Below are 25,319 nucleotides of genomic sequence, written 5' to 3' on the forward strand. Positions count from 1 at the left end.
TCACGCATTCTTTGCCAGGCGCAACCCTCACGCCGCGCAACGGAGGAAAAAAACGGCTAAATTGCTGTTAGTACCGTGTAATACAAAGTAATGCGCTGAAATGGTTGTGAAGTCGCCGCAAGGCAGTTGTTACGATATAACACTGGGCAGGATTTTCTGTCAGGGACCCCATTATGAGTAAAATTTCACTGCTGAAGCGCCTCACCAATCGGCGTCAGTTGCTCCTGTCTGGCCTTGCGCTGGCAGTGCTGTCACCGCGCGCGGTGATGGCGAAAGAAGAGAGTTCCAATTTGCGCGTGAGCAAAGGTCACACGCCGCCGAAACCGGCGACCAATGGCAAACGCATCGTGATGATCGATCCCGGCCACGGCGGCATTGATTCAGGCGCGGTGGGCGAAGAGGGTTCGGAAGAGAAACATGTGGTGCTGGCGATTGCGAACACCGTGCGCACGTTGCTGCAAAATCACCCTAAAGTGGAAGTGCGCCTGACGCGCGACAGCGATCACTTTATCCCGCTGTATCAGCGTGTGGAGATCGCACACCAGCACGGCGCTAACCTGTTTATGTCGATTCATGCCGACGGTTACACCAGCCCGGATGCCAACGGCGCATCGGTGTTCGCCCTGTCGAATCGCGGTGCCAGCAGTGCTATGGCGCGCTACATGTCTCAACGTGAGAATGATGCCGATAAGGTCGGTGGCGCGGAAGTGCAGGAGAAAGATAACTATCTGAACCAGATTCTGTTCGATCTGGTGCAGACCGATACCATCCGCAACAGCCTGACGCTGGGCAAACATGTGCTGGATCAGATCCGCCCGGTGCATCATCTGCACAGCCAGCATACTGAACAGGCCGCGTTCGCCGTGCTGAAGTCACCTTCGATTCCGTCAGTGCTGGTCGAAACCTCATTCATTACCAATCCGCGAGAAGAGCAGTTGCTGGGCACCACCGCCTTCCGCCAGAAGATCGCCAGCGCAATTGCGGATGGCATCGTCAATTACTTTAACGAGTACGATCGGCACCAGGCGTAGCTTTTTCATGTGATAGAATCGCGGCAAATTTCCGGAACGAGTGACTCATGAGCAATCCCGATATTTCCCGCGTCAAAGCGTTCTTATTGACGCTTCAGGATGAAATTTGCGCCCAGCTGGCCGCAGCCGATGGCCAGGCGACCTTCGCCGAAGATGACTGGCAGCGCCCAGGCGGCGGCGGCGGACGCAGCCGCGTATTGCGCAATGGTGCGGTGTTTGAGCAGGCGGGCGTGAACTTCTCGCACGTGCACGGCGATCAGATGCCCGCCTCTGCCACCGCGCATCGTCCTGAGCTGGCCGGCCGCAGTTTTGAAGCCATGGGCGTGTCACTCGTTGTCCACCCGGAAAATCCGTACATCCCCACCAGTCATGCCAACGTGCGCTTCTTCATTGCCGAGAAACCGGGTGCCGATCCAGTGTGGTGGTTCGGTGGCGGTTTCGATCTCACGCCCTATTACGGTTTCGAGGAAGATGCGCTGCACTGGCATCAAACCGCGTTTGACCTGTGCCAGCCGTTCGGTGAAGACGTCTATCCGCGCTACAAGAAATGGTGTGATGACTATTTCCACCTTAAGCATCGCAATGAGCAGCGCGGCATCGGCGGGCTGTTTTACGATGACCTGAACACGCCGGACTTTGATCACTGCTTCGATTTTATGCAGGCCGTGGGCAAGGGTTATCTGGACGCGTATCTGCCGATCGTCGCCAAACGCAAAGCACTGCCGTGGGGCGATCGCGAGCGCCAGTTCCAGCTCTATCGTCGTGGCCGTTATGTTGAATTCAACCTGGTATGGGATCGCGGCACGTTGTTCGGCCTGCAAACCGGCGGCCGCACCGAGTCAATTTTGATGTCGATGCCGCCACTGGTGCGCTGGGAATATGATTATCAAACCGAAGCCGGCACGCCAGAAGCGGCACTCTACAGCGATTTCCTGCCGGTGAAGGATTGGCTGGGATTAGGTGAGTAGCCTTATTTCATACAAACTGGTGTTAAGGCTGATTATTGGATCTGATGGTAATGTCGTCTTAGCAGTGGGCAACCCTGTCCTGGGCTGCTTGTAGATTCTGAATGAAACACTGTTTGAAGCTGCGTATTGGATCTGATGATAACGCTGGCTGGAGCCAGGCGCATGGATGCGGCTGGCAGTTCGGGTTGGCCTGGATGGCCTTACCCGAACGATCCGTCGGCACGACGTGAAAGCCGAGGGTACCGCGCAAGCGGCGCGAGGACGGCCCGGCAGCAGCAGAGGTGCTAAGGCCCGCACCACCACACCATCGTAAAACCGCAACAGCCCACCACCGCATCAACAGCCTCCAGCTGTTGGCCACCTAACCACAATTCATCAAAGCGGCTCGGTCTGCGCCTCCACCACCGCTAGTGCCACCATATTCACAATGCGCCTTACCGATGCAATGCGCGTCAGCACATGCACCGGCTTGCTGATCCCCATCAACACCGGCCCCACGGTCACACCTTCCGAGCACGACACACGCAGCAGGTTATAGCTGATGCGCGCCGCTTCCACGTTCGGCATGATCAGCAGATTAGCGGTGCCTTTCAGCGGGCTGTCAGGCATCAACTCGCGGCGGATACTCTCCACCAGCGCCGCATCACCGTGCATCTCACCATCGATCTCCATTTCCGGCGCACGGCTCTGAATCAATGCCAATGCTTCACGCATCTTGCGTGCGCCCGGCGCATTCGAGGTGCCAAAGCTGGAGTGCGATAGCAGCGCCACGCGCGGTTCGATACCAAAGCGGCGCACCGTTTCAGCCGCCAGCAATGTGATATCCGCCAGCTGTTCCGAACTGGGATCTTCATTCACATATGTATCGGCGATAAAGGTGTTACCGCTCGGCAGCAGAAGCGCGTTCATCGCCCCGGCCACTTTCACGTCATCGCGGAAACCAAATACCTTCTCCACCACATCGTAATGTTCACGGTAATCGCCGATGGTGCCGCATATCAACGCGTCAGCCTCGCCACGATGCACCATGATCGCGCCGATCAAGGTCGGATTGCCGATCACCGCGCGCTGAGCGGTTTCAGGCGTCACGCCGCGCCGTTTCATGATCTGGTAATACTCATTCCAGTACTCTTTAAAGCGCGGATCGGATTCGTTGTTCACGATTTCAAAATCCTTGCCCGCTTCGATCTTCAGCCCTTGTTTCTGAATACGCATCGCAATCACATTCGGACGACCAATCAGAATCGGCTTCGCCAGCCCCAGCGACACCAGCTCCTGCGTCGCGTGCAGCACGCGCACTTCCTCTCCTTCCGCCATCACCACCCGCTTGGGATCTTTGCGTGCCTGCGAGAAAATCGGCTTCATAAACAGGTTGGTTTTATACACAAACTCGGTGAGCTGCTCACGATAGGCATCGAAATCGGCGATCGGTCGGGTCGCCACGCCAGACTCCATCGCCGCTTTCGCCACGGCAGGCGCGATCTGCACAATCAAACGCGGATCGAAAGGCTTAGGGATCAGATACTCCGGGCCGAAGCTCAGATCCTGATCGTCATACGCCGACGCCACCACATCGCTCTGCTCGGCCTGCGCCAACGCCGCAATCGCATGCACCGCCGCAAGCTTCATCTCCTCGTTAATGGCGGTAGCCCCTACGTCCAACGCCCCACGAAAAATAAACGGGAAGCACAGCACATTGTTAACCTGATTGGGGAAATCCGAGCGCCCGGTGCAGATAATCGCGTCAGGCCTGACCTCCTTCGCCAGCGGCGGCATGATCTCCGGCTCAGGATTGGCAAGTGCCAGAATCAGCGGGTCCTGCGCCATTTTCTTTACCATCTCTGGCGTCATCGCTTTCGGACCAGAACAACCCAGGAAGATATCCGCGCCCGCAATTACCTCATCCAGCGTGCGTGAGCCATTATCCTCAATGGCATACTCAGCTTTGGTCGGCGTCATATTCGGTTCGCGATCGCGGTAGATCACCCCTTTCGAATCGCACACCACAATGTTGTGCTTTTGCATACCGAGCGCCACCAGCAAATTCAGGCAGGCAATCGCTGAAGCCCCCGCGCCGGACACCACCAGCCGCACATCGGAGATGGCCTTTTTCACGATAGTCAGACCATTGAGTACTGCCGCAGTACAGATGATCGCCGTGCCGTGCTGATCGTCATGAAACACCGGAATCTTCATGCGCTCGCGCAGCTGCTGCTCAATGTAAAAACACTCCGGCGCTTTAATGTCCTCCAGATTAATGCCGCCAAATGTCGGCTCCAGCGCGGCGATAACCTCAATCAGCTTATCCGGGTCCAGCTCATCAATTTCGATATCAAACACATCGATACCGGCAAACTTCTTGAACAATACGCCTTTGCCCTCCATCACCGGCTTACCCGCTAACGCACCAATGTTGCCGAGCCCTAGCACCGCCGTGCCGTTGGAAATCACCGCCACCAGATTGCCGCGCGCGGTGTATTTGTGGGCCGCCAGCGGATCGGCCGCGATCTCCAGACAAGGTGCCGCCACGCCTGGCGAATAGGCCAGTGCTAAATCACGCTGGGTCGCCAGCGGTTTGGTGGGGGAAACCTGAATTTTTCCGGGAGTGGGATATTGGTGGAAGTCGAGCGCACTTTGCTTGAGTTGATCGTCCATTGGGCATCCTTTGGCACGGCTGAAAGCCTCCAGTATAGGAATCTACGGCACAAAAGAGGGTGAAGGCGCTCAAAGAACACACAGTTATAAGGGCACAGATTGCTACGGCTTCGCCTGCGGCTTTGGTGCAGCCTGCTATGCTTATGGATGGCAAAACGCGTAGCTGAACCGATCAGGCAACTTCTTCTGTCACAGAAGTACTCCGACGCCACAATCAGAGAAAACGCATTTTCTTCGTGCAACGTCTGTAGCACTGTGTTGAGCCAGGACTCAACAGGAAAGGGCACGAATACCCTGCCCACATTATTGCTAATCAAGGAGTTAAGCGATGAACCAGCTAGATGCATTGAAACAGTTCACCACCGTGGTGGCGGACAGCGGCGACATCGAATCTATTCGCCATTACCATCCGGAAGACGCAACAACTAATCCCTCTTTAATTCTGAAAGCCTCCGGTCTTGACGCTTACAAACATCTGATTGATGACGCCATCGACTATGCGAAAAAACAGGGCGGCAGCAAAGAGACGCAAATCATTAACGCCAGCGACAAAGTGGCGATCAATCTCGGTATGGAAATTCTGAAAAGCGTACCGGGCCGTGTTTCGACCGAAGTGGATGCGCGCCTCTCCTTCGATCGTGGCATGTGTGTGACCAAGGCTGAAAAACTGGTGCGGATGTATGAAGAGAACGGCATTGATCGTTCACGCATCCTGATCAAACTGGCTTCAACCTGGGAAGGGATCAAAGCCGCCGAAGAACTGGAGAAGAACGGCATCCAGTGTAACCTGACGCTGCTGTTCTCCTTTGCTCAGGCGCGTGCCTGTGCCGAAGCCGGCGTGTTCCTGATCTCACCGTTTGTTGGCCGTATTTATGACTGGTACAACACCCGTAAACCGCTCGACCCGTACGTGGTGGATGAAGATCCTGGCGTGAAATCTGTGCGTCGTATCTACGATTACTACAAGAAGCATCGTTATAGCACCGTGATCATGGGTGCCAGCTTCCGTAAAGTGGAGCAGATTCAGGCGCTGGCCGGTTGTGACCGCCTGACCATCTCCCCTAACCTGCTGGAAGAGCTGGCGAACAGCGATGCGCCACTGGAGCGCAAACTGGAGCCTTCAACCGAAGGTTTTCACCAGCCTGCATCGCTCTCCGAAGCGGAGTTCCGCTGGGAACATAACCAGGATCCAATGGCGGTGGAAAAACTGTCTGACGGCATCCGTCAATTCGCCATTGACCAGCAGAAGCTGGAGGATGTGCTGGCTTCTCGCCTGTAAATCACCACCCTTTTCATGTCGGACGGGCGTCTGCCCGTCCTCATTTGCCCAATCATAAGGGAGAACCCTATGTCTTCACGCAAAGAGTTGGCTAACGCGATTCGTGCTTTAAGTATGGATGCGGTACAAAAAGCAAATTCTGGTCACCCCGGTATGCCAATGGGGATGGCGGATATCGCCGAAGTGCTGTGGCGCGATGTCCTCAAACATAACCCTAACAACCCGGCCTGGGCCGACCGCGACCGCTTTATCCTCTCCAATGGCCACGGTTCGATGCTGCTTTACAGCCTGCTGCACCTCACCGGGTATGACCTGCCGATGGAAGAGTTGAAAAACTTCCGCCAGCTGCATTCGAAAACGCCGGGCCATCCGGAAATTGGCTACACGCCAGGCGTGGAGACCACCACCGGTCCGCTGGGCCAGGGCCTGGCGAATGCCGTGGGGATGGCGATTGCTGAGCGCACATTGGCAGCACAGTTCAACCGCCCGGGCCACGATATCGTCGATCATCACACCTACGTGTTTATGGGCGATGGCTGTCTGATGGAGGGGATCTCGCATGAGGTCAGCTCGCTGGCGGGCACGTTGGGCCTCGGTAAACTGATTGGTTTCTACGATCACAACGGCATCTCAATTGATGGTGAAACCGAAGGCTGGTTCACCGATGACACGCATAAACGTTTCGAAGCCTACAACTGGCACGTGGTTGGCAGTGCGGAAGGCATTGATGGCCACGATCCTGAAGCCATTGCGGCGGCGATCAAAGAAGCGCAGAGCGTCACCGACAAGCCTTCGCTGATCATCTGCCGTACCGTGATTGGTTTCGGTTCGCCGAACAAAGCCGGTAAAGAAGAGTCACATGGCGCCGCGCTGGGCGAGCAGGAAGTTGCGCTGACACGCCAAAAACTGGGCTGGCATCATCCGCCGTTTGAAATCCCGAAAGAGATTTATCAGCAGTGGGATGCCAAAGAGGCCGGCAGCCAGCGTGAGAAAGCCTGGGATGAGAAATTTGCTGCTTATAAAGCCGCACACCCGGACCTCGCTAGCGAGTTTAGCCGTCGTTTGGATGGCGGTATGCCGGCCAAATGGGCGGAAGAGACTCAAGCCTTTGTTGACCAGTTGCAGGCTAATCCGCAAAAAATCGCCAGCCGTAAGGCTTCGCAGAACACGCTGGAAGTGTATGGCAAACTGCTACCAGAGCTGCTGGGCGGTTCAGCAGACCTTGCGCCGAGTAACCTCACCATCTGGTCGGGTTCGAAGTCGATCAAAGAGGATCTCGCTGGGAACTACATTCATTACGGTGTGCGCGAATTTGGTATGACGGCGATTGGTAACGGTCTGGCGCATCACGGCGGCTTTATTCCATACACCGCGACCTTCCTGATGTTCGTTGAGTACGCGCGCAACGCGGTGCGTATGGCAGCGCTGATGAAAGCGCGTCAGGTGATGGTGTACACCCATGACTCGATTGGCCTGGGCGAAGATGGCCCGACGCATCAGCCGGTGGAACAGCTCGCCAGCCTGCGCGTGACGCCAAATATGAGCGTCTGGCGTCCGTGCGATCAGGTGGAAACCGCCGTGGCCTGGAAAGCCGCCGTTGAGCGCCACCATGGCCCTACGGCGCTGATTCTGTCGCGTCAAAATCTGCTGCAGCCCGAACGCAGCAAAGCACAGGTAGCGGATATCGCTAAAGGCGGTTATGTGTTGCAGGATTGCGCGGGCACGCCAGAAGCGATCATCATCGCCACCGGTTCTGAGATTGAAATCGCGCTGGGCGCGGCGGATAAACTCGGTGCCAGCGGTCACAAGGTACGCGTAGTGTCGCTGCCCTGCACCGACGTGTTTGATAAGCAGGATGCGGCCTATCGCGAATCCGTGCTGCCTTCCGGCGTGAAAGCGCGCGTGGCGGTTGAAGCCGGTATTGCAGATTACTGGTTCAAGTATGTTGGACTGGATGGCGCGATTGTCGGTATGACCACCTTTGGTGAGTCTGCACCGGCCGGCAAGCTGTTCCCGGAATTTGGCTTTACCGTGGAAAATATCGTGAGCCATACCGAAGCATTACTCAAGCCGCACTAATCGATCCGGCCCTGCGTCATTTGGCGTAAGGGCCGTTTTTTGATCACAGCCTGATACAGAAAAAAATCCTGCCTTCCCCCTTCACGCCTCGCACAAACTGATTACTATAAGCTTTCCTCCGAATCCTGTTGCGGACGCTTTCCCGTTGAAAAAACGTACTCCCTTTTTACTGGCCTTAATGGTTTCAGTGCTTCCATTAAAAAGCATGGCGCAGACGGTGGCCGATCCGCTGCTGGCTTCTCAGATTGTGGATCGTTACGCCGAGCACATCTTCTATGGCAGTGGCGCAACCGGCATGGCGCTGGTGGCGATCGATGGCAATCAGCGCGTGTTCGCCAGCTTTGGCGATACCAGCCCTGGCAATAACGTGCGCCCTCAGCTTGATTCGGTGATTCGCATCGCCTCGCTGAGCAAGCTGATGACCAGCGAAGTGATGGTCAAGATGGCGGAACGCGGACAGATTCGCCTCGACGATCCGTTAAGCAAATATGCTCCGGCTGGCGCGCGCGTCCCGAATTACAACGGTCAGCCGATTCGCCTGATCAACCTCGCCACCCATACCGGCAGCCTGCCACGTGAACAGCCGGGCGGCAAACCGCATCGACCGGTGTTTGTCTGGCCAACCAAAGCCGATCGCTGGCAATGGCTGCAAGGTGCGCAACTGAAAGCCACGCCGGGCACCCAGGCCGCTTACTCCAATCTCGGCTTTGATCTGCTGGGCGATGCCCTGTCGAAAGCGGGAGGCATGCCCTATCCGGCGCTGTTGCAGCAGTTAGTGACTCGCCCACTCGGTATGAAAGACACCACCTTCACGCCATCACCCGATCAGTGTCAGCGTCTGATGATTCCAGAAAAAGGCGCCAGCCCGTGCAACAACACCCTCGCGGCAGTGGGCAGCGGAGGCGTTTACTCTACGCCGGACGATATGGGCCGCTGGATGCAGCAGTTCCTGAACTCGGCGGTCAATCACCGCACGCCACAGGTTGATCGTCTGCAAACGCTGATCTATCGCCGTGACCAGCTGACCAAAGTGGAAGGTATGGATGTGCCCGGTCGTGCCGATGCGTTAGGCATGGGTTGGGTGTATATGGGGCCGAAAGAGGGTCGTCCAGGCATTATCGAAAAAACCGGCGGCGGCGGCGGCTTTATTACTTACATGGCGATGGTGCCACAAAGTAACGTCGGGGTATTTGTGGTGGTGACCCGTTCACCGCTGTCACGCTTCACACCCATGAGCGATGGCGTGAATAACCTGCTGGTGGAGCTGGTCGGTAATCAAAATGGCTCACCGATGATGATCAATGCCATACCTTCCCCCTAGATAATTCGTGATGCAGAAAGGCGGCAATTGAATGAATCCCCAGGAGCTTACATCAGTAAGTGACTGGGGTGAATGAAAACAGCCAACGCATCTGCAGTGCGAATTATGACGGGGGTTGGCTGACCCACAGGGTTGGCCAATCATCACTGCTATGCCAGGCATCACAGGTTTTCTCTTCAGCATACTCTGCCAGCGCAAATTCATTGCCGTCATATTGCCAGCGCGTGGCGACACCGCAATCGCCCAGACCGCGACCTTTACTGAAGGTGTAAAGCAAACCGTTGCTGGCATCAAATTCAGCATTCACCAGTTCCATTTGATTGTCACTGCGTCCCGGTGGCGTAAACGGCAAGGTTAGCGTCAGTCCGCGTGCCACATAGGGCTGGCTGCGCGTCACTTCAAACGCTAAATCAATCACGTTGTAGGCACCGGTTTCACAACTGATTAATAGCAAAGCTTTCGTGTCGGTGAGCGGCGCCACACTCACTTCACGTCTCAGCGGGTCGAGCGAACAGTTGTCGGTGTTAACCCGCCAGGTGCCGTAATCAATTAGCCCGCTAGTTTCTTCCTGGGTTAATGGCGCTGGCTGCGGCAAGGGAGCAGGCAGTTGCGGGGCCTGCGGCACAGGGGGAACATCCCATTGCGCGCGATCGCCCCGCTTCACCCAGGCGCTGGCGCCATTCACCCGGCCCTGAACTTCATCCATCAGCAGGAGCGCCGCTTTCATGCCGCTAAGTGGAATGATGGCTTTCGCCTGATAGGTCAGTTGCAGAGTATGGGCGTCCAGCGTTTGCGCCAGAAACTCATCGATGGCGATAGCATTGCTGGTGGCGAGATGGTGTGGCTCCACACTCCAGTGTTTGAGGTCTGGCGTCAGGCGACGCTGATCCAGCAGCAAATTATCCTTTAACGGTCCGCCGGGCAGTTCTCCGCTGTACGCGCTGCCGTAATCGATACGCAGCAGTGGGCGATCGTTAACGCCAGCGCCGCGTGAAAGGGTCATCACTAATCCGTTGTCCCCCGGAAAGCTGCGCGCCACGCAAAAAGCCGCGTTGTTACAGGTGAGCTGCCAGTCAGAAAATGACTTTTGCAGTGGCTCAGCCTGAACGCACGCGACAAACACAAAGGGCAATAAAATCAGCAACTTCATCCAATAAGACATCAAAAAAAAAGGTCCCCAAATTCCTTGAAAGGAAATCATAGCGTAACGGCAACGTGGTCAGCAGGCCGAAACTGTGAGCTGGCCCTAAAAGCGGTACTAACTGCTGAAAAAGCCGTCGCCTGGGGCGATCTAAGGCTGGAGAAGCTAGGGTTCCATCATCCTTTTTGACTGATTTCCGCTCAATCGGATTCGTCGGACTGTGGAGTCATGTTTTTCTTAAAAGTGTGCATGGGGGTGAAATATCTGCCCTGGCGCAGCCACGCCGTTTGTAGGGGCTCAGCCCAAAACAATTTTATTCACATCACAAATCGGTCAAATACACACAAACGGTCACAACCGGTCATGATAAGGTGTTTTCATACGGTAATAATTGTTTGCTACCGATCCCCCGATTTAGCGCTAACACGCGTGTTTATGTGAATCAGATCTCTATTAAATGAAAATTTGAGATCTCATTTACATAAAAATTCGACTCACATCACTCTTACGTCGCCGGGCATTTTGACCACTGCGGACTCGTGCGCAGTCCACATTTTCCCGCTGCGGTATCCAGTACTTTATAGCCATCGGAGGGAAGTCATGTTGCCGATTGAAAGACAGCAGCGAATTATTGACGAACTAAATTTAAATGGTCGGGTTATTGTCGCTGAATTAGTCACGTTGTGTCAGGTTTCGCAAGAAACCATTCGTCGTGATTTAACTCAACTGGAGAAACGTGGGCTGTTGCAACGTAGCCACGGCGGTGCAGTACCAGCAAAACGACAAGCCGCTAACATTCAGGGGAATACGAGGGGTGTTAACGAGTATGAATTATCTTTCCGCCAGCGAATGAATGAACATGTAGATGCAAAGATGGTGATAGCCAAACGTGCACTCGATTTCATCAGCCCCGGCGATTGTATATTACTCGACAGTAGCACTACTTGCTGGTATTTAGCGCGACAGCTGCCGGATATTGAATTAACGGTATTAACTAACTCCATCAGAATTGTCCAAACCCTTGCGGCGCGGGGCAGTATCCGCACCATCTGTCTGGGGGGAGAATATTCTGACCGTTATGAAGATTTCCACGGTGTTGTCGCTGAGCAGCCTTTACGGGAATTTCAGATTAATAAGATCTTTTTTTCCTGTAGCAGTTTAGGCAATGACGGTTATTTACGTGAAGGTAACGAAAACAACGCACATTTAAAACAACAGATGTTATTGGCAGCAGAAAGAAAACATCTGCTGCTGGATGCCAGTAAATTCCTGCGGCCCTCATTCGCGCGTATTTGTCATTATCGCGATGTGGACTTTCTCATCACTGACCAATTAAAAGACAAAGAGCTGGAACAAGAATTAGCCTGGAACGGCGTCAATATTATTGATTGCTCACAGCGCAACAATTCAATGCAGCTAATAAAAAATTAATCCGGAGTCTTTATGAAAAAACATCTTATCGCCTGTTCTCTGCTTGCTCTGTTTGCCGCCACCGGCGCGCACGCTGCTGACAAATTACGCATGGGCATCGTGGTGAAAATTGGCGGTATTCCGTGGTTCAACGCCATGGAAGCGGGCATCAAGAGTGAAGCGGCGAAACGCGGCATTGATGCATGGATGGTAGGCCCAACCGCCGCCGACCCTGCCCTGCAGGTGCGTGCAATTGAAGATTTGATTGCGCAGAAAGTCGACATCATCGGCGTGGTGCCGAATGACCCGAAAGTGCTGGAGCCGGTGCTGAAACGTGCGCGTGAAGCCGGTATTCAGGTCATCACCCACGAATCACCGGATCAGAAAGGCGCGAACTGGGATTTCGAACTGGTAGATGCCCCAACGCACGGCATCAACCATATGAAAGCGCTGGCGAAATGCATGCATGAAGAGGGCAAATACGCCATGTACGTCGGCAGCCTGACCGTGCCACTGCATCAACAGTGGACCGATGCGGCGCTGAATTATCAGAAAGAACACTATCCAAAAATGCAGATGGTGACCGACAAGTTCGGCGTCGGCGAATCGCTGGATGACTCCATCCGTACCACCAACGAGTTGATGTCCAAGTACCCGGATCTGAAAGGCATTATGGCATTCGGATCGCAGGGCCCAATCGGTGCCGGTCGTGCAGTGATGAACCGTAACAAGATTGATCAGGTCTGCGTGATTGGCGCCTTCAGCCCAGGCCAGGGTGCTTCTCTGGTGCAGCGTGGCGCGATCAAAGGCGGCTACATCTGGAACCCGCAAACCGCCGGTGAAGTGTTCGTGCGTATCGCCGACATGATGCAGAAGAAAGAGCCAATCACCGACGGTATGACCATCGACGGTCTGGGCAAAGTGAAAGTTGACGAGGCGACCCACACCATCCTCGGTAACAACACCGAAAGCCTGGATAAAGAAAACCTGCCAAAACTGGTGAAAATGGGGCTGTAATGATGAAAGAGGTGATCCCACAGACGATAATTGCGCTCGACAACCTGTCGAAAACATTTGGTGGCAACCGCGCACTGAGCGATATCTCGCTGAGCTTACTGGCGGGCGAAGTGCACTGCCTGGCTGGCACCAACGGCTGTGGCAAAAGCACCTTAATCAAAGTCATTTCCGGGGTGCATGCCCCGGACAATGGCAGCCGCATTACCTTAGGTGATGGCCCGACCTTCCCGCGTCTGACCACCCGTCAGGCGCGTGATTTCGGCATCCAGGTGATTTATCAGGATCTGTCGCTGTTCCCGAATTTGAGCGTGGCCGAGAACATCGCTTTTGAGCACAATCTCAATAGTCTGTTGGGCTGGCACCGCAAGGCGAAGCTGCGCGCAACGGCAACCCGCATTATTGAAGAGCTGAAATTCGATCTCGATTTGGATGAGAAAGTTTCGGCGCTGTCGATTGCCGCACGTCAGCAGGTGGCCATTTGCCGTGCACTGGTCGCCGATGCGCGCCTGGTGATCATGGACGAGCCAACCGCTTCCCTGACGCGCACCGAAGTGAATCAGCTGCTGCGCACTGTGCGCTACCTGAAAGATAAAAACATCTGCGTGGTGTTTGTGAGCCATCGTCTGGATGAAGTACTGGAAATTTCGGATCGCGTAACGGTGATCCGCGACGGTCGCAAGATGGGATGCTGGCCCGCCAAAGAGATGACGCCACATCATCTGACTGAACTGATGACCGGGCTGAAGCTCGATTATCAGCTGAAAGCGCCAACGCGCAATGCCGACCGCGCCATTCTCGAAGTCGAGAATCTGACGCGCGCCGGACAATATCACGACGTCAATTTCAAGCTGTATCAGGGCGAAGTACTCGGCCTGTGCGGCCTGCTCGGTTCGGGTCGCACCGAACTGGCGCTGTCACTGTTTGGCATGACCAAACCCGACAGCGGCAAAATCTGGCTCGACAGCAAACCCGTGCGCTTCCGTGGCCATGAAGATGCCATCAAAGCCGGTATCGGCTATGTCTCCGAAGACCGCTTAACCCTGGGCCTGGTGCAGCAACAATCGGTGGCCGACAACATGGTGTTGCCGATCCTCGATAAGCTGCAAAACCGTTTTCACATAATCGACGAATACCGCAAAAACAAGCTGATCCTGCAGTGGATTCAACAGCTCGGCGTGCGCGTGGCCGATCCCAATCTGGCGATCTCCACCCTGTCCGGTGGTAACCAACAGAAGATCGTGTTGGCGAAGTGGGTGCTGACCCAGCCGCGCATTTTGATTCTGGATTCGCCGACCGTGGGCGTGGATGTCGGCGCCAAAGCCAGCATCTATCAGCTGATCCACGAGCTGGCGAAGGAAGGTCTGTCGATCATTCTGATTTCCGATGAAGTGCCAGAGGTTTGGTACAACTGCGACCGCATTCTGCACTTCCGTGATGGCACCGTTCATGCCGAATACCAACCCGATACCGTTGAGCAAGAACAGCTGGCGGAGGTGATCAATGCCTGATTTTTCTCGTTTACGTCCGCACTCCAGTCAGGGCTGGCTGGCGTGGGTACTGCTGGCTTTCATCCTGTTCTTCTCGGTAGCCAGCGATCAATTCCTTTCGGTGCAGAACCTGCTGGATTTAGCCGAAAGCTACGCCGTGACCGGTATTTTTGCCCTCGGTCTGTTTGTGGTGCTGGTGACCGGCGGGATCGATATCTCCTTCGCCGCCGTGGCGTCGGTGGTGCAATACCTGATCGCCTCGCTGTTTGTGCAGTTCCAGTTTGATAACGCGGCGCTGAGCATCCTGCTGGCGATTGCCTGTGGCACTGCCTTCGGCGTGATTAACGCCCTGTTGATCACCTCACTGCGCGTGGTGTCGATCATCATCACCATCAGTATGCAGTCGCTGCTGTTTGGTCTGCTGATGTGGGTGACCGGCGGTAAGAGCCTTTATTCCCTGCCGGACTGGTGGATCACGCTGCGCAGCGTGCTGCCCTTCACCTGGCAAGGCAACAGCTTCCAGATTGGCTTGCCGCTGATCACCATGCTGGTGATTGCCGGACTGACCGCGCTGCTGCTGAACAAAACCAATCTCGGCCGCCAGCTGTATGCGGTGGGCGGCGATGCGGAATCCGCACGTCGTATCGGGATTCGCGTCGGCTTGATTCATGTCTTCGCTTACGGCTGGCTCGGCGCGATGGCGGCGATTGGCGGGCTGGTGCAGGTGTATCGCATGGGTGAAGTGGTGCCGAATGCCTTAGTCGGCGGCGAGCTGGATGTGCTGGCAGCAACGGTACTCGGTGGCGCCAGCCTGATGGGCGGTAAAGGCACGGTGAGTGGCACGCTAATGGGTGTGTTCCTGATCGCCATTCTGAAGAACGGCCTCAACCTGATTGGCGTCTCCAACTACTTCATGAACATCGTGGTAGGCGGCGTGATCATGGTGGCGATTGCCGTGACTCACTACAAAAAACGTAAAGAAACTGACGTCAGTTTCGTCTGACAGGGGCATTCACATGAAATCACTCTCTGCTCTGCGTCCGGACGGCACCAATATCGGCCTGATGCTGCTGATTGCGCTGGCGCTGGCAATCTTCACCATTATGCTGCCGGGCCGCTTTATGACCGACTCGACCTTTATGAGTATGGCGTTCCAGCTGCCGGAACTCGGCCTACTGACGCTGGCGATGTTTATCGCCATCCTCAGCGGCGGCCTGAACCTGGCGATTATCGCCACCGCCAACCTGACCGCACTGTTTATTGCCTGGACACTGATGAGCGCCCTGCCCACTGATGCCGGCACCGGTCAGCAGCTGTTGTGGCTGTTTATTGCCATCATCGGCGCGATGTTAATTGCCGTGGTGATCGGCGTGGTTACTGGCGTGATGGTGACGCGAATTGGCGCTCATCCGATTCTGGTAACGCTGGCGACCATGATGACGCTGAACGGCATCGGTATCTGGCTGACCAAAGGTGCGGCCGTGAGCGGCATGCCATCGGTGGTGCAGGCGCTCGGTTCCAACACGCTGTTGGGTATGCCGCTGCCGCTGTGGGTCTTCCTGATTGCCGCTGCGCTGCTGGCGCTGTTCCTCGGCAAAACGCGCGCCGGTAAATGCATCTACATGGGCGGCAGTAACATCAATGCCACCTGGTTTAGCGGCATCAACACCCATCGCATGGTGGTGCTGGTGTACGTGATCTCCAGCCTGCTGTGCGTATTAGCCGGATTGATCATGATGTCACGCTTCAACTCGGCACGAATGGGTTACGGCGATGCGTATCTGCTGCTGACGGTGCTGGCGATTATTCTCGGCGGCACGGATCCCAACGGCGGTTTTGGCCGCGTCACCGGTGTGGTGCTGGCGCTGATTGCGCTGCAAGTGCTCTCAACCGGATTCAATCTGATGAACATCAGCCAGCACGTAAGCCTGGCGATGTGGGGCGCAGTACTGATTGTGGTGCTGGCCTTCAAACAATTTAAAGCCCGTTTTAATGAACATCGTGCCGTCAAGCTGAGCAAACTCGCTGCGGCCCTTAATCCTCTGACCGAAAAAAAGGAAGTCTAATGCGTATTCAAGTCTCCCCGTCGTTGATGTGTATGAATCTGATGGAGATCAAGCACCAGCTGGAAGTGCTGGATTCCCGCGCAGACTTCCTCCATATCGATATCATGGACGGTCATTACGTTAAGAACATCACGCTGTCGCCGTTCTTTATTGAGCAGATTCGCCCGCACACCAAAGTGGCACTCGACGTGCATTTGATGGTGGAGCAGCCGACTGATTTCATTGATGCGATTGCCAAAGCGGGTGCCGATTACATCTGCCCGCATGCCGAAACCATCAACCGTGATGCGTTCCGCGTGATCAACCTGATTCGCAGCCACGGCAAGAAAGTCGGCGTGGTGCTGAACCCGGCGACGCCAGTGTCATTTATCCATCACTACATTCATCTGCTGGATAAGATCACCGTGATGACCGTGGATCCTGGCTATGCCGGCCAACCGTTCATTCCGGAAATGGTGGCGAAAGTGCAGGAGCTGAAAGCCCTGAAGCAGCAGCATGGCCACAAATATCTGATTGAGATTGATGGCTCGTGCAACACGCGCACTTACAACACGCTGGTCGGTGCGGGTGCTGAAGTACTGATCGTCGGTACCTCTGGCCTGTTCAATATCCATGACGATTTAGCAACGGCCTGGGACATGATGCGTGACAGCATCGATGAAGCTCAGGGCCTGGCGAAGGTATCCGCATGATTCCACGCTGGCTGGGTATCGACATTGGCGGCACCGGCACACGTCTGCAGCTGATGGAAGAGGGACGCATCTGGTCCAGCTTCCGCAAGGTGCCGACGGCCAGCTGGGCGCAGCAGCCCGACGCTTTGACGGCACTCGGGCAGTTAATCAGTGAAACACTGGAGCAGCAGCCAGTGAGCGGCGTGATGCTGGGATTGCCGGGCATTCTCAGCCGCGATCGCCAGCAGGTGATTTCGCTGCCGTTTATTCAGGCGCTGGATCACCAGCCGGTGGCGGCGATCCTCACCGAACGTCTTGGCGTGCCGGTGGCGATGGATAAAGACGTTAACCATCTGATGATGTGGGATTTAATGCAGCTGGAGCAGTTGCCGGATATCGCGGTAGGTTTGTATCCCGGTACTGGCATGGGCAACAGCTTGTGGATCAATGGCCGCTTCTATCACGGCCAGCACGGCGGCGCGGGGGAATTGGGCCACGTGCCGATTGCCGGGAACGATCTGCCCTGCCCGTGCGGCAACCACGGTTGTGCAGAGACGGTGACTTCCGGCAACTGGCTGAGTCACTGGGCCAGGGCAAACGTGCCGGATACCGATATGTCGGCGCTGTTTACTCAGCATGGCGACCATCCGGAACTGCAGGCGTTTGTGTATCGTCTGGCACAGCTGATTGCCACCGAGATGAACATCCTCGATCCGGAGTACCTAATTTTGGGCGGTGGCGTACTGGCGATGGCGGATTTCCCGCTGGCGCAGTTACGCAGTCAGATTCAGCAGCATCTGCGTCCACCGGCCACACGTGACAATCTGAAGATCGTCTTTAGTCAGTCCACCGATCACACCGGCTGTCGGGGAGCCTGTTTAGCCGCCGAACGCCTGTTCAGGAGTGCATGATGAAAGGAAAAGTGTGTGTGTTTGGCTCGTTCAACCTCGACGTGGTCGCGGTGATGAACCGTTTCCCGATGCCCGGTGAATCACTGACCGCCCACAACAGCATGATGGGACCAGGCGGCAAAGGGGCAAACCAGGCCACTGCGGCGCTGCGTGCCGGGGCTCGCGTACACTACATCGGTAAAGTGGGTAACGATGATTTCGGCACTTTTGCCCGTCGTCACCTCGAGAAAACCGGCTTCGATGCGATTACGCTGTTTACCTGCAAAGAGAAACCCACCGGCAACGCACTGATCTATGTGGCCGGGGATGATGCTGAGAACATGATTTCGGTGTTTCCAGGTGCGAACACCACGGTAACGGCGGCGGAAGTGTCGCGCTGTCAGCCTACGGTGGCGGCGGCGGATATTTTGCTGGTACAGTTAGAGAACAACCTGAATGCCATTCAGCGCATGATTGATAACGCGCGTGCGGGTGGCACCTTTGTGATTTTAAACCCGGCGCCTTGGCAGAAAGTGAGCGACGCGCTGCTGGCGAAGGTGGATCTGCTGACGCCTAATAGCACCGAAGCGATGCAGATCACTGGTGTGAAGGTCACTGATTTTGCCAGCGCGCAGAAAGCGGCCGAAGTGATGCACCGCAAAGGCGCGCGTCAGGTGATTATTACCCTGGGGATGGCGGGTGCCCTGCTGTCCAACGCGGAACAACAACCGCTGCGCATTCCGCTGTTCCCGGCGCAACCGCTGGATACCACCGGTGCGGGCGATGCGTTTAACGGCGCACTGGCGGCACGTTTAGCTTCGGGTGATGAACTGCCACAGGCGGCACTTTTTGCCTCGGCGTTTGCTTCGCTGTGTGTGGAGCGTTCTGGTGCGGCTAACTCTATGCCATCTTATGCCGAAGCACTGGCGCGTATGCAGGCCCATCCGGAGTGTGTGCCTGAGCCGTTTGAAGTGATGGCTTGAATGACGGTGGGCGGCCATTAAGGTCGCCCATAGCATTGCAATCGTTAGGCTTTGAGCCATCCCGCAATTTGCGCATGCTGTAGCAGCATAATCGCTTTACCATCGAGGATGCGGCCATCTTTCACCATCGCCAGCGCTTCCGGGAAAGGCAACTCCAGTACGGTAATCTCTTCATCTTCCACGCCACCACCGGCGTTGGCGCGCATCGATTCGCTGTATTCTGCTGCGAAGAAATGGACGATCTCGGTCACGCCACCCGGCGACATGTAAGCTTCAAACAGCTTTTCTACTTTGCCGACTTCATAACCGGTCTCTTCGATAGCTTCTTTGCGGATACAATCTTCTGGCGAATCGTTATCCAGCAGCCCTGCGCAGGTCTCAATCAATTCACCGCTGGCATTGCCGTTAACGTAAGTCGCAATGCGGAACTGACGAATCAGCAGCACGGTATTTTTATCGCGGTTGTAAAGCAAGATGGTGGCGCCGTTGCCGCGGTCATAGACTTCGCGTTTGTGGCGCACGACTTCGCCGTTGCTACGGGTCAGCTCGTAGGTGAAGTTACGCAGGATAAAGTAATTATCTGACAGTAACTTATCTTTGATGATGTTGATCTTTAACGACATGGCCGCTCCACCGCTTAAATGAGGGAGCCTGAGATAATAGGCGCTAGCGGCGGGGAAAACTATCTGAATTCGTGCGGTCAATACGCAATGAAGGGCGAGAACGGTCGCGCAATACGTTGCGCCGCTACCGCAAAGTGCAGTGAGTGGTAGCGGCGCGATTTATCGCGCGAATTGATGACAATGCGAAAATCAAAAACCGTTCTTCTGCTCACTCATATCTGGCAGATGGTGGGCGATCCCTTTGTGGCAATCAATACAGGTTTGCCCGTCCTCAACGGCTTTGCTGTGCATCTTCGCCGCGACGGTTTTCTGCGCGGTGAAATCCATATACTCAAAGTTGTGGCAGTTACGGCACTCCTGCGAGTTATTGTTTTTCATCCTGCGCCACTCGTTCTGCGCCAGCTCAATGCGCGTCTCTTCAAACTTTTGCGGCGTGTCGATCAGGCCGAAGATCTTGGCGTACACCTCTTTGCTGGCCTGCAGCTTGCGCAGCATTTTCGGGCCCCATTCGTGCGGCACATGGCAATCCGGGCAGGTCGCGCGCACGCCGCTGCGGTTGTTGTAGTGCACCGTTTGCATGTACTCCTGATAGACGTTGTTGCGCATTTCGTGGCAGCCAATGCAGAACTGCTCGCGGTTGGTCATCTCCATCGCGGTATTGAAGCCGCCCCAGAAAATAATCCCGCCGGCAAAGCCGAGAATCAGCAGTGTGCCGAGTGCTAAGCGACTCGGACGTCGCCACCAGCGCCAGATGCGTAATAGTCTTTCTTTCATTGATAACCTCACTGCCCAAAACCGTTGGCCGGTTTAAAGGTGTTCTCCACCACCGGTTTGGCATCGGTCTGCGGGACGTGGCACTGCAAACAGAAGTAGCGGCGCGGCGAAACTGTGCTGCTCACCAGACCATCGCGATCGGTAAAGTGTGTTGGGCTGACGCGCGGCGCACCGGTGGTCAGGTAACTTTGCGTGCCGTGGCACTGCAGGCAGCGATTAACGTTTTTCGTCACCTGATAGCCATCGACGCTATGCGGGATCACCGGCGGTTGGTTCACATAGTTCAGGGGTTTACGGCTCTGCTCTTTCGGCTGATGGATAGTGCCCTGCTGCGTGGCCGTAACTTCCGGGGATTGCGTGAGATCCACGCTATTGCCCGCGTAAACCACGCCGCCCAGCATCAGGGCGGCGACGGTGATAAGAGTGAATAAGGGTTTCATTGCATCCTGCCTTAGATTTTGACCAGCTTGACGGCGCATTTTTTGTAATCGGTCTGCTTGGATAGCGGATCGGTGGCATCCAACGTGACGTTATTGGCCAGCACACCCGCATCGAAGAACGGCATAAACACCAAGCCTTTAGGCGGTTGATTACGCCCACGCGTTTCGACGGTCGCCACGGTTTCACCCCGGCGTGACACCACGCGCACCTTCTCGCCACGGCGGAAGCCACGGTCTTTGGCATCCAGCGGATGGATGTACAGCAATGCCTGCGGCACCGCGCGATGCAGTTCCGGCACGCGACGCGTCATGGTGCCGGTATGCCAGTGTTCCAATACGCGGCCGGTACAGAACCACATATCGTATTCGGCGTCCGGTGCTTCAGCGGGTGGCTCATACGGCAGTGCGAAGATGGTGGCTTTGCCATCCGGCTTGCCGTAGAAACGCACGCCCTCGCCCGCTTTGACGTAGCTGTCAAAACCTTCGCGATAGCGCCAGCGCGTCTCCTTGCCATTCACCACCGGCCAGCGCAATCCACGCGCCTCATGGTAGGCATCGAATGGCGCCAGATCGTGACCGTGGCCGCGACCAAAGCTGGCGTACTCTTCGAACAGCCCTTTCTGGATGTAAAAGCCGAAATCGCGCGCCTCGTCGTTCAGTCGATCGTCCGCCACTTCACTCAGCGGGAACTGATTGACCTGCCCATTGGCGTACAGCACGTCGTACAGGGTTTTATCTCGCAGCTCCGGCTGCTGAGCGATCAACGCTTCCGGCCACACTTCGGTTACGCGGAAGCGCTTGGCGAAATTCACCATCTGCCACAGATCCGATTTCGCCTCGCCCGGTGCTTTAACCTGTTGATGCCAGAACTGAGTACGACGCTCGGCGTTGCCGTAAGCGCCCTCTTTCTCCACCCACATCGCGGTCGGCAGAATCAAATCCGCGCACAAGGCACTGACGGTCGGATAGGGATCGGACACCACGATAAAGTTGCGCGCATCGCGCCAACCTGGCATACGCTCCTGCGTCAGGTTCGGGCCCGCCTGCATGTTGTTGTTACACATCACCCAGTACGCATTGATCTTGCCGTCTTTTAGCGCGCGATCCTGTGCTACTGCGTGCAGGCCGATTTTGGCGGGAATAGTGCCCTGCGGCAGCTTCCACAGCTTTTCCGCTGTGGCACGGTGCTTGTCATTATTGACCACCATGTCGGCAGGCAGGCGATGCGAGAACGTACCCACTTCACGTGCGGTGCCGCAGGCAGAAGGCTGGCCGGTGAGCGAGAACGGACCCGTGCCAGGACGTGAAATTTTGCCGGTCAGCAGATGGATGTTGTAGCACAGGTTATTGGCCCACACGCCGCGCGTATGCTGGTTGAAACCCATGGTCCAGTAGGAGACCACGTTGATGCTCGGGTCGGCATAAAGCTCAGCCAGCGCGATCAGCTGGTCCTGCTCTACACCGCTCATCTCACTGGCTTTCTCTACCGTGTATTCAGCAACGAATTTGGCGTATTCGTCGAAGCTGATCGGCGTGGATTCGCCGCTATCCGGGTTTTTCGCTGAGGCCTGACGCGGATCGCTCGGGCGCAATCCATAACCAATATCCGTCACGCCTTTACGCAGCGTGACGTGATTCTGCAGGAAGGTCTTATCGACTTTGTTGTTCTGAATAATGTAGTTGGCGATGAAGTTGAGGATCGCCAAATCGCTCTGCGGGGTAAACACCATGCCGTTATCGGCCAGTTCAAAACTGCGATGGCGATAGGTGGAGAGCACCGCGACTTTGACATTGTCATCGCTCAGACGACGGGCGGTGAGGCGTGACCAAAGAATCGGATGCATCTCGGCCATGTTTGAGCCCCACAGCACAAAGGCATCGGCCACTTCGATATCATCGTAGCAGCCCATCGGTTCATCCATGCCGAAGGTACGCATAAAGCCCACCACCGCCGAGGCCATGCAGTGGCGCGCGTTGGGATCGAGATTGTTGGTGCGAAAACCGGCTTTCATCAGTTTTGACGCCGCGTATCCTTCCCATACCGTCCACTGGCCGGAGCCAAACATGCCTACAGAGTCAGGTCCGTTGGCTTTTAGCGCCGCTTTAAACTTCTGCTCCATGATGTCGAAAGCCTGATCCCAGCTCACCGGGGTGAATTCGCCCTCTTTATCATAATGACCGTCAGTCATGCGCAGTAAAGGCTGGGTCAGGCGGTCTTTCCCGTACATGATCTTCGGCAGGAAATAGCCTTTGATGCAGTTCAGTCCACGGTTCACTTCCGCCTGCGGATCCCCCTGAGAGGCCACCACGCGTCCTTCTTGCGTGCCCACCAGCACGCCACAGCCGGTACCACAGAAACGGCACGGTGCCTTTTCCCAGCGGATCGGTGCACCCAAAGCAGTCACGGCTTTGGTGACGCTAGGAATAGTGAGTCCTGCGGCGATTGCCGCCGCGGCGGCCGCATTGGCCTTCATAAATTCTCGACGACTGACTTTCATGATGCTTCCTTGTGACGATATTCCGTTTCGTCCTGCTGGTGATACACCAGAGAAACGGCCAATACATGCGGGATATTGCGGGTGGCTTCGATGTTGTCCAGCAAGGCGCGGCTGTCTGCTGCCCCTAAGGTTACGGCCAGCGTGCCGCGAGCGCTGTCTTCGGCAGCGATATCGCAGTCAGAAAGCGCCAGCAAAGCCTGCTTTACCGCCGGGATGGCGTGGGGTCGCGCCTGGATCACCAGACCGCACACGTGCCAACTGCTTTCAGGGAGAATGGAGTGCGTCATGCGCTCACCTCGTTTAGCCAGCTTGAGATGAGGCGTAAAATAACCTGAGGTTATGCAGGGCTATATCACCCGAAAGGTGTATATCCCGATGTGGGATCAAGGGAAGGACAATTGAAATGAAAACGGGGGCCAAAAGGCCCCCGTTGATGAGAATCGCTGCGATTAACGCGAGCTATCTTCCGCCAGCTTAGCTGACGCATCATCCTGATCGTCATGATGATGGTCGTGCTCTTTCATGGCTTCCGCATGCACGCGTTTGCGCACGCCGAACCAGCCCAGCACCAGTACCACCGCGATCAGCGGCAGTGAAGCGATGGTGTAAGTGCCGTTTGGATAGTCAAACGCCATCAACACCAGCACGCTCACCAGGAACAGCAGCGTCAGCCAGGAGGTGAACGGTGCCCACGGCAGCTTAAAGCTGACGTCTTCCGCTTTACCTTCTTTAATCGCTTTGCGCAGACGCATCTGGCACACCACGATAAAGCCCCACGAAGAGATGATGCCCAGTGAAGCGACGTTCAGTACGATCTCAAACACCTGCGAAGGCACGTAGTAGTTGAGCACCACACCAATCACGTAGACCGCGATAGTGACCAGGATACCGGCGAACGGCACCTGCTGTTTGCTCATCTTCGACATGAACTGTGGTGCAGAACCGCCCATCGACATGGAACGCAGAATACGACCCGTGGAGTAAAGGCCAGAGTTGAGGCTCGACAGCGCCGCACTCAGCACCACGATGTTCATCACGCTACCAATATAAGGCACGCCCAGTTTGGAGAAGAAGGTCACAAACGGACTTTGTCCCGCCTGATAGGCATTCCACGGCAGCAGCAGCACCAGCAGTACCACCGAACCGACGTAGAACAGACCAATACGCCAGATCACGCTGTTGATAGCTTTTGGCAGCATGGTTTTCGGGTCTTTACACTCCCCGGCCGCCGTGCCCACCAGCTCAATCGAGGCGAAGGCAAATACCACGCCTTGTACCAAGACCAGCGCAGGCAGCAAGCCGTGCGGGAAGAAGCCACCGTTGTCAGTGATCAGGTGGAAGCCAGTGGTGTTGCCATCCAGCGGTTTACCGCTGCCAAGAAACACTACACCGACGACCAGGAACACCACGATCGCCAATACTTTCACCAGCGCGAACCAGAACTCCATCTCAGCGAACCACTTCACGCCGATCATGTTCATGGTACCGACAATGGCCAGTGCGCCGAGGGCAAACACCCACTGCGGTACATCACCAAACGCGCCCCAGTAATGCATATACAGCGCCACCGCCGTGATATCCACGATACCGGTCATCGCCCAGTTAACGAAGTACATCCAGCCTGCAACGTATGACGCTTTTTCCCCAAGGAATTCACGTGCATAAGAAACAAAGCTGCCGCTTGATGGACGGTGTAATACCAGTTCGCCCAGCGCACGGAGGATAAAGAAGGAGAAGATACCGCACACCAGATAAACCAGTGCCAGAGCAGGACCCGCCATCTGCAAGCGTGCGCCTGCACCAAGGAACAGGCCGGTACCGATGGCACCGCCAATGGCGATCATTTGTACCTGACGGTTACCCATCGCTTTCTGATAACCGCTGTCGTGAGAGTTGAGCCAGCGTCTTTTCGCAGCGCGTTGTTCGGCTGCGGTTTTTTTAGTTGATTTCATAGCTTTCCTGTTTGTCCTGACCATCAATCATCGC

General features: G+C 55.8%; 21 protein-coding genes. 13 read left to right on the plus strand and 8 right to left on the minus strand.

Going from position 1 to position 25,319, the window contains the following annotated elements; genetic code table 11:
* Positions 1-173: 173 nt before the first annotated feature.
* Positions 174-1,031 carry an N-acetylmuramoyl-L-alanine amidase AmiA gene (gene amiA / locus ACXI0A_RS16000; RefSeq protein WP_476147753.1) on the plus strand — a complete coding sequence of 286 codons (858 nt, stop codon included), beginning with the start codon at positions 174-176 and terminating at the stop codon, positions 1,029-1,031.
* 47 nt (positions 1,032-1,078) lie between these two features.
* Positions 1,079-1,999 (plus strand): oxygen-dependent coproporphyrinogen oxidase, encoded by a 921-nt coding sequence (gene hemF / locus ACXI0A_RS16005; protein ID WP_476147752.1) that lies wholly within the window; start codon positions 1,079-1,081, stop codon positions 1,997-1,999.
* Positions 2,000-2,374: 375 nt separating this feature from the next.
* Here hemF and maeB read toward each other — a convergent pair whose 3' ends face one another.
* Positions 2,375-4,654: an NADP-dependent oxaloacetate-decarboxylating malate dehydrogenase gene (maeB, locus tag ACXI0A_RS16010; RefSeq protein WP_476147750.1), complete on the minus strand. Its 2,280-nt coding sequence runs from the start codon at positions 4,652-4,654 to the stop codon at positions 2,375-2,377.
* 328 nt (positions 4,655-4,982) lie between these two features.
* Here maeB and tal point away from each other — a divergent pair, with 328 nt between their 5' ends.
* The 3 genes from tal (at position 4,983) to ampH (ending at position 9,333) form a co-directional block, all read left to right on the plus strand.
* A complete protein-coding gene (gene tal, locus ACXI0A_RS16015) occupies positions 4,983-5,933 on the plus strand; it encodes a transaldolase (protein WP_224930734.1) in 951 nt (316 codons plus the stop codon).
* A gap of 69 nt (positions 5,934-6,002) precedes the next feature.
* Positions 6,003-8,012: a transketolase gene (tkt, locus tag ACXI0A_RS16020; RefSeq protein WP_476147748.1), complete on the plus strand. Its 2,010-nt coding sequence runs from the start codon at positions 6,003-6,005 to the stop codon at positions 8,010-8,012.
* A 145-nt stretch (positions 8,013-8,157) separates the two neighbouring features.
* Complete coding sequence (gene ampH, locus ACXI0A_RS16025; protein ID WP_476147747.1) at positions 8,158-9,333, plus strand: D-alanyl-D-alanine-carboxypeptidase/endopeptidase AmpH; 1,176 nt, start codon at positions 8,158-8,160, stop codon at positions 9,331-9,333.
* Between the two features lie 103 nt (positions 9,334-9,436).
* Here ampH and ACXI0A_RS16030 read toward each other — a convergent pair whose 3' ends face one another.
* Positions 9,437-10,495: a DUF1176 domain-containing protein gene (locus ACXI0A_RS16030; RefSeq protein ID WP_476147746.1), complete on the minus strand. Its 1,059-nt coding sequence runs from the start codon at positions 10,493-10,495 to the stop codon at positions 9,437-9,439.
* 579 nt (positions 10,496-11,074) lie between these two features.
* On the opposite strand from ACXI0A_RS16030, the gene ACXI0A_RS16035 reads away from it, so the two are divergent.
* From ACXI0A_RS16035 to ACXI0A_RS16070, 8 genes are read left to right on the plus strand one after another with little or no spacing between them, the layout of a single operon-like run.
* Positions 11,075-11,905: a DeoR/GlpR family DNA-binding transcription regulator gene (locus tag ACXI0A_RS16035; protein WP_224930723.1), complete on the plus strand. Its 831-nt coding sequence runs from the start codon at positions 11,075-11,077 to the stop codon at positions 11,903-11,905.
* 12 nt (positions 11,906-11,917) lie between these two features.
* On the plus strand, positions 11,918-12,901 hold the full coding sequence (locus ACXI0A_RS16040; RefSeq protein ID WP_034825834.1) for a substrate-binding domain-containing protein: 984 nt from the start codon (positions 11,918-11,920) through the stop codon (positions 12,899-12,901).
* Positions 12,902-12,903: 2 nt separating this feature from the next.
* On the plus strand, positions 12,904-14,409 hold the full coding sequence (locus ACXI0A_RS16045; protein WP_224932008.1) for a sugar ABC transporter ATP-binding protein: 1,506 nt from the start codon (positions 12,904-12,906) through the stop codon (positions 14,407-14,409).
* Complete coding sequence (locus ACXI0A_RS16050) at positions 14,402-15,391, plus strand: ABC transporter permease (protein ID WP_045814874.1); 990 nt, start codon at positions 14,402-14,404, stop codon at positions 15,389-15,391. Before ACXI0A_RS16045 ends, ACXI0A_RS16050 begins: the two co-directional genes overlap by 8 nt.
* Before the next feature lie 13 nt (positions 15,392-15,404).
* A complete protein-coding gene (locus ACXI0A_RS16055; RefSeq protein WP_476147743.1) occupies positions 15,405-16,454 on the plus strand; it encodes an ABC transporter permease subunit in 1,050 nt (349 codons plus the stop codon).
* Positions 16,454-17,146: a D-allulose 6-phosphate 3-epimerase gene (gene alsE, locus ACXI0A_RS16060; protein WP_224930716.1), complete on the plus strand. Its 693-nt coding sequence runs from the start codon at positions 16,454-16,456 to the stop codon at positions 17,144-17,146. Before ACXI0A_RS16055 ends, alsE begins: the two co-directional genes overlap by 1 nt.
* Positions 17,143-18,036 carry an allose kinase gene (gene alsK / locus ACXI0A_RS16065; RefSeq protein ID WP_476147742.1) on the plus strand — a complete coding sequence of 298 codons (894 nt, stop codon included), beginning with the start codon at positions 17,143-17,145 and terminating at the stop codon, positions 18,034-18,036. The genes alsE and alsK overlap by 4 nt, the downstream gene beginning before the upstream one ends.
* Positions 18,036-18,998 (plus strand): PfkB family carbohydrate kinase, encoded by a 963-nt coding sequence (locus ACXI0A_RS16070; RefSeq protein WP_476151024.1) that lies wholly within the window; start codon positions 18,036-18,038, stop codon positions 18,996-18,998. Before alsK ends, ACXI0A_RS16070 begins: the two co-directional genes overlap by 1 nt.
* 44 nt (positions 18,999-19,042) lie before the next feature.
* On the opposite strand, the gene nudK is transcribed toward ACXI0A_RS16070, so the two are convergent.
* The 6 genes from nudK to ansP form a co-directional block, all read right to left on the minus strand.
* Positions 19,043-19,621: a GDP-mannose pyrophosphatase NudK gene (gene nudK, locus ACXI0A_RS16075; protein WP_224930708.1), complete on the minus strand. Its 579-nt coding sequence runs from the start codon at positions 19,619-19,621 to the stop codon at positions 19,043-19,045.
* A 189-nt stretch (positions 19,622-19,810) separates the two neighbouring features.
* Positions 19,811-20,395: a cytochrome c-type protein NapC gene (gene napC / locus ACXI0A_RS16080; protein WP_100701226.1), complete on the minus strand. Its 585-nt coding sequence runs from the start codon at positions 20,393-20,395 to the stop codon at positions 19,811-19,813.
* Between the two features lie 8 nt (positions 20,396-20,403).
* A complete protein-coding gene (napB, locus tag ACXI0A_RS16085) occupies positions 20,404-20,835 on the minus strand; it encodes a nitrate reductase cytochrome c-type subunit (RefSeq protein WP_224930705.1) in 432 nt (143 codons plus the stop codon).
* An 11-nt stretch (positions 20,836-20,846) separates the two neighbouring features.
* Positions 20,847-23,333, minus strand: coding sequence for a nitrate reductase catalytic subunit NapA (gene napA, locus ACXI0A_RS16090; RefSeq protein ID WP_224930703.1), 2,487 nt, complete (start codon positions 23,331-23,333; stop codon positions 20,847-20,849).
* Positions 23,330-23,620: a chaperone NapD gene (locus ACXI0A_RS16095; protein ID WP_476147740.1), complete on the minus strand. Its 291-nt coding sequence runs from the start codon at positions 23,618-23,620 to the stop codon at positions 23,330-23,332. Before ACXI0A_RS16095 ends, napA begins: the two co-directional genes overlap by 4 nt.
* Positions 23,621-23,782: 162 nt before the next feature.
* The gene (gene ansP / locus ACXI0A_RS16100; protein WP_224930698.1) at positions 23,783-25,285 is read right to left on the minus strand and encodes an L-asparagine permease; all 1,503 of its coding nucleotides are present in this window, start codon (positions 25,283-25,285) and stop codon (positions 23,783-23,785) included.
* Between the last annotated feature and the right edge of the window lie 34 nt (positions 25,286-25,319).

Source organism: Pantoea sp. C1E2 (assembly GCF_056491465.1).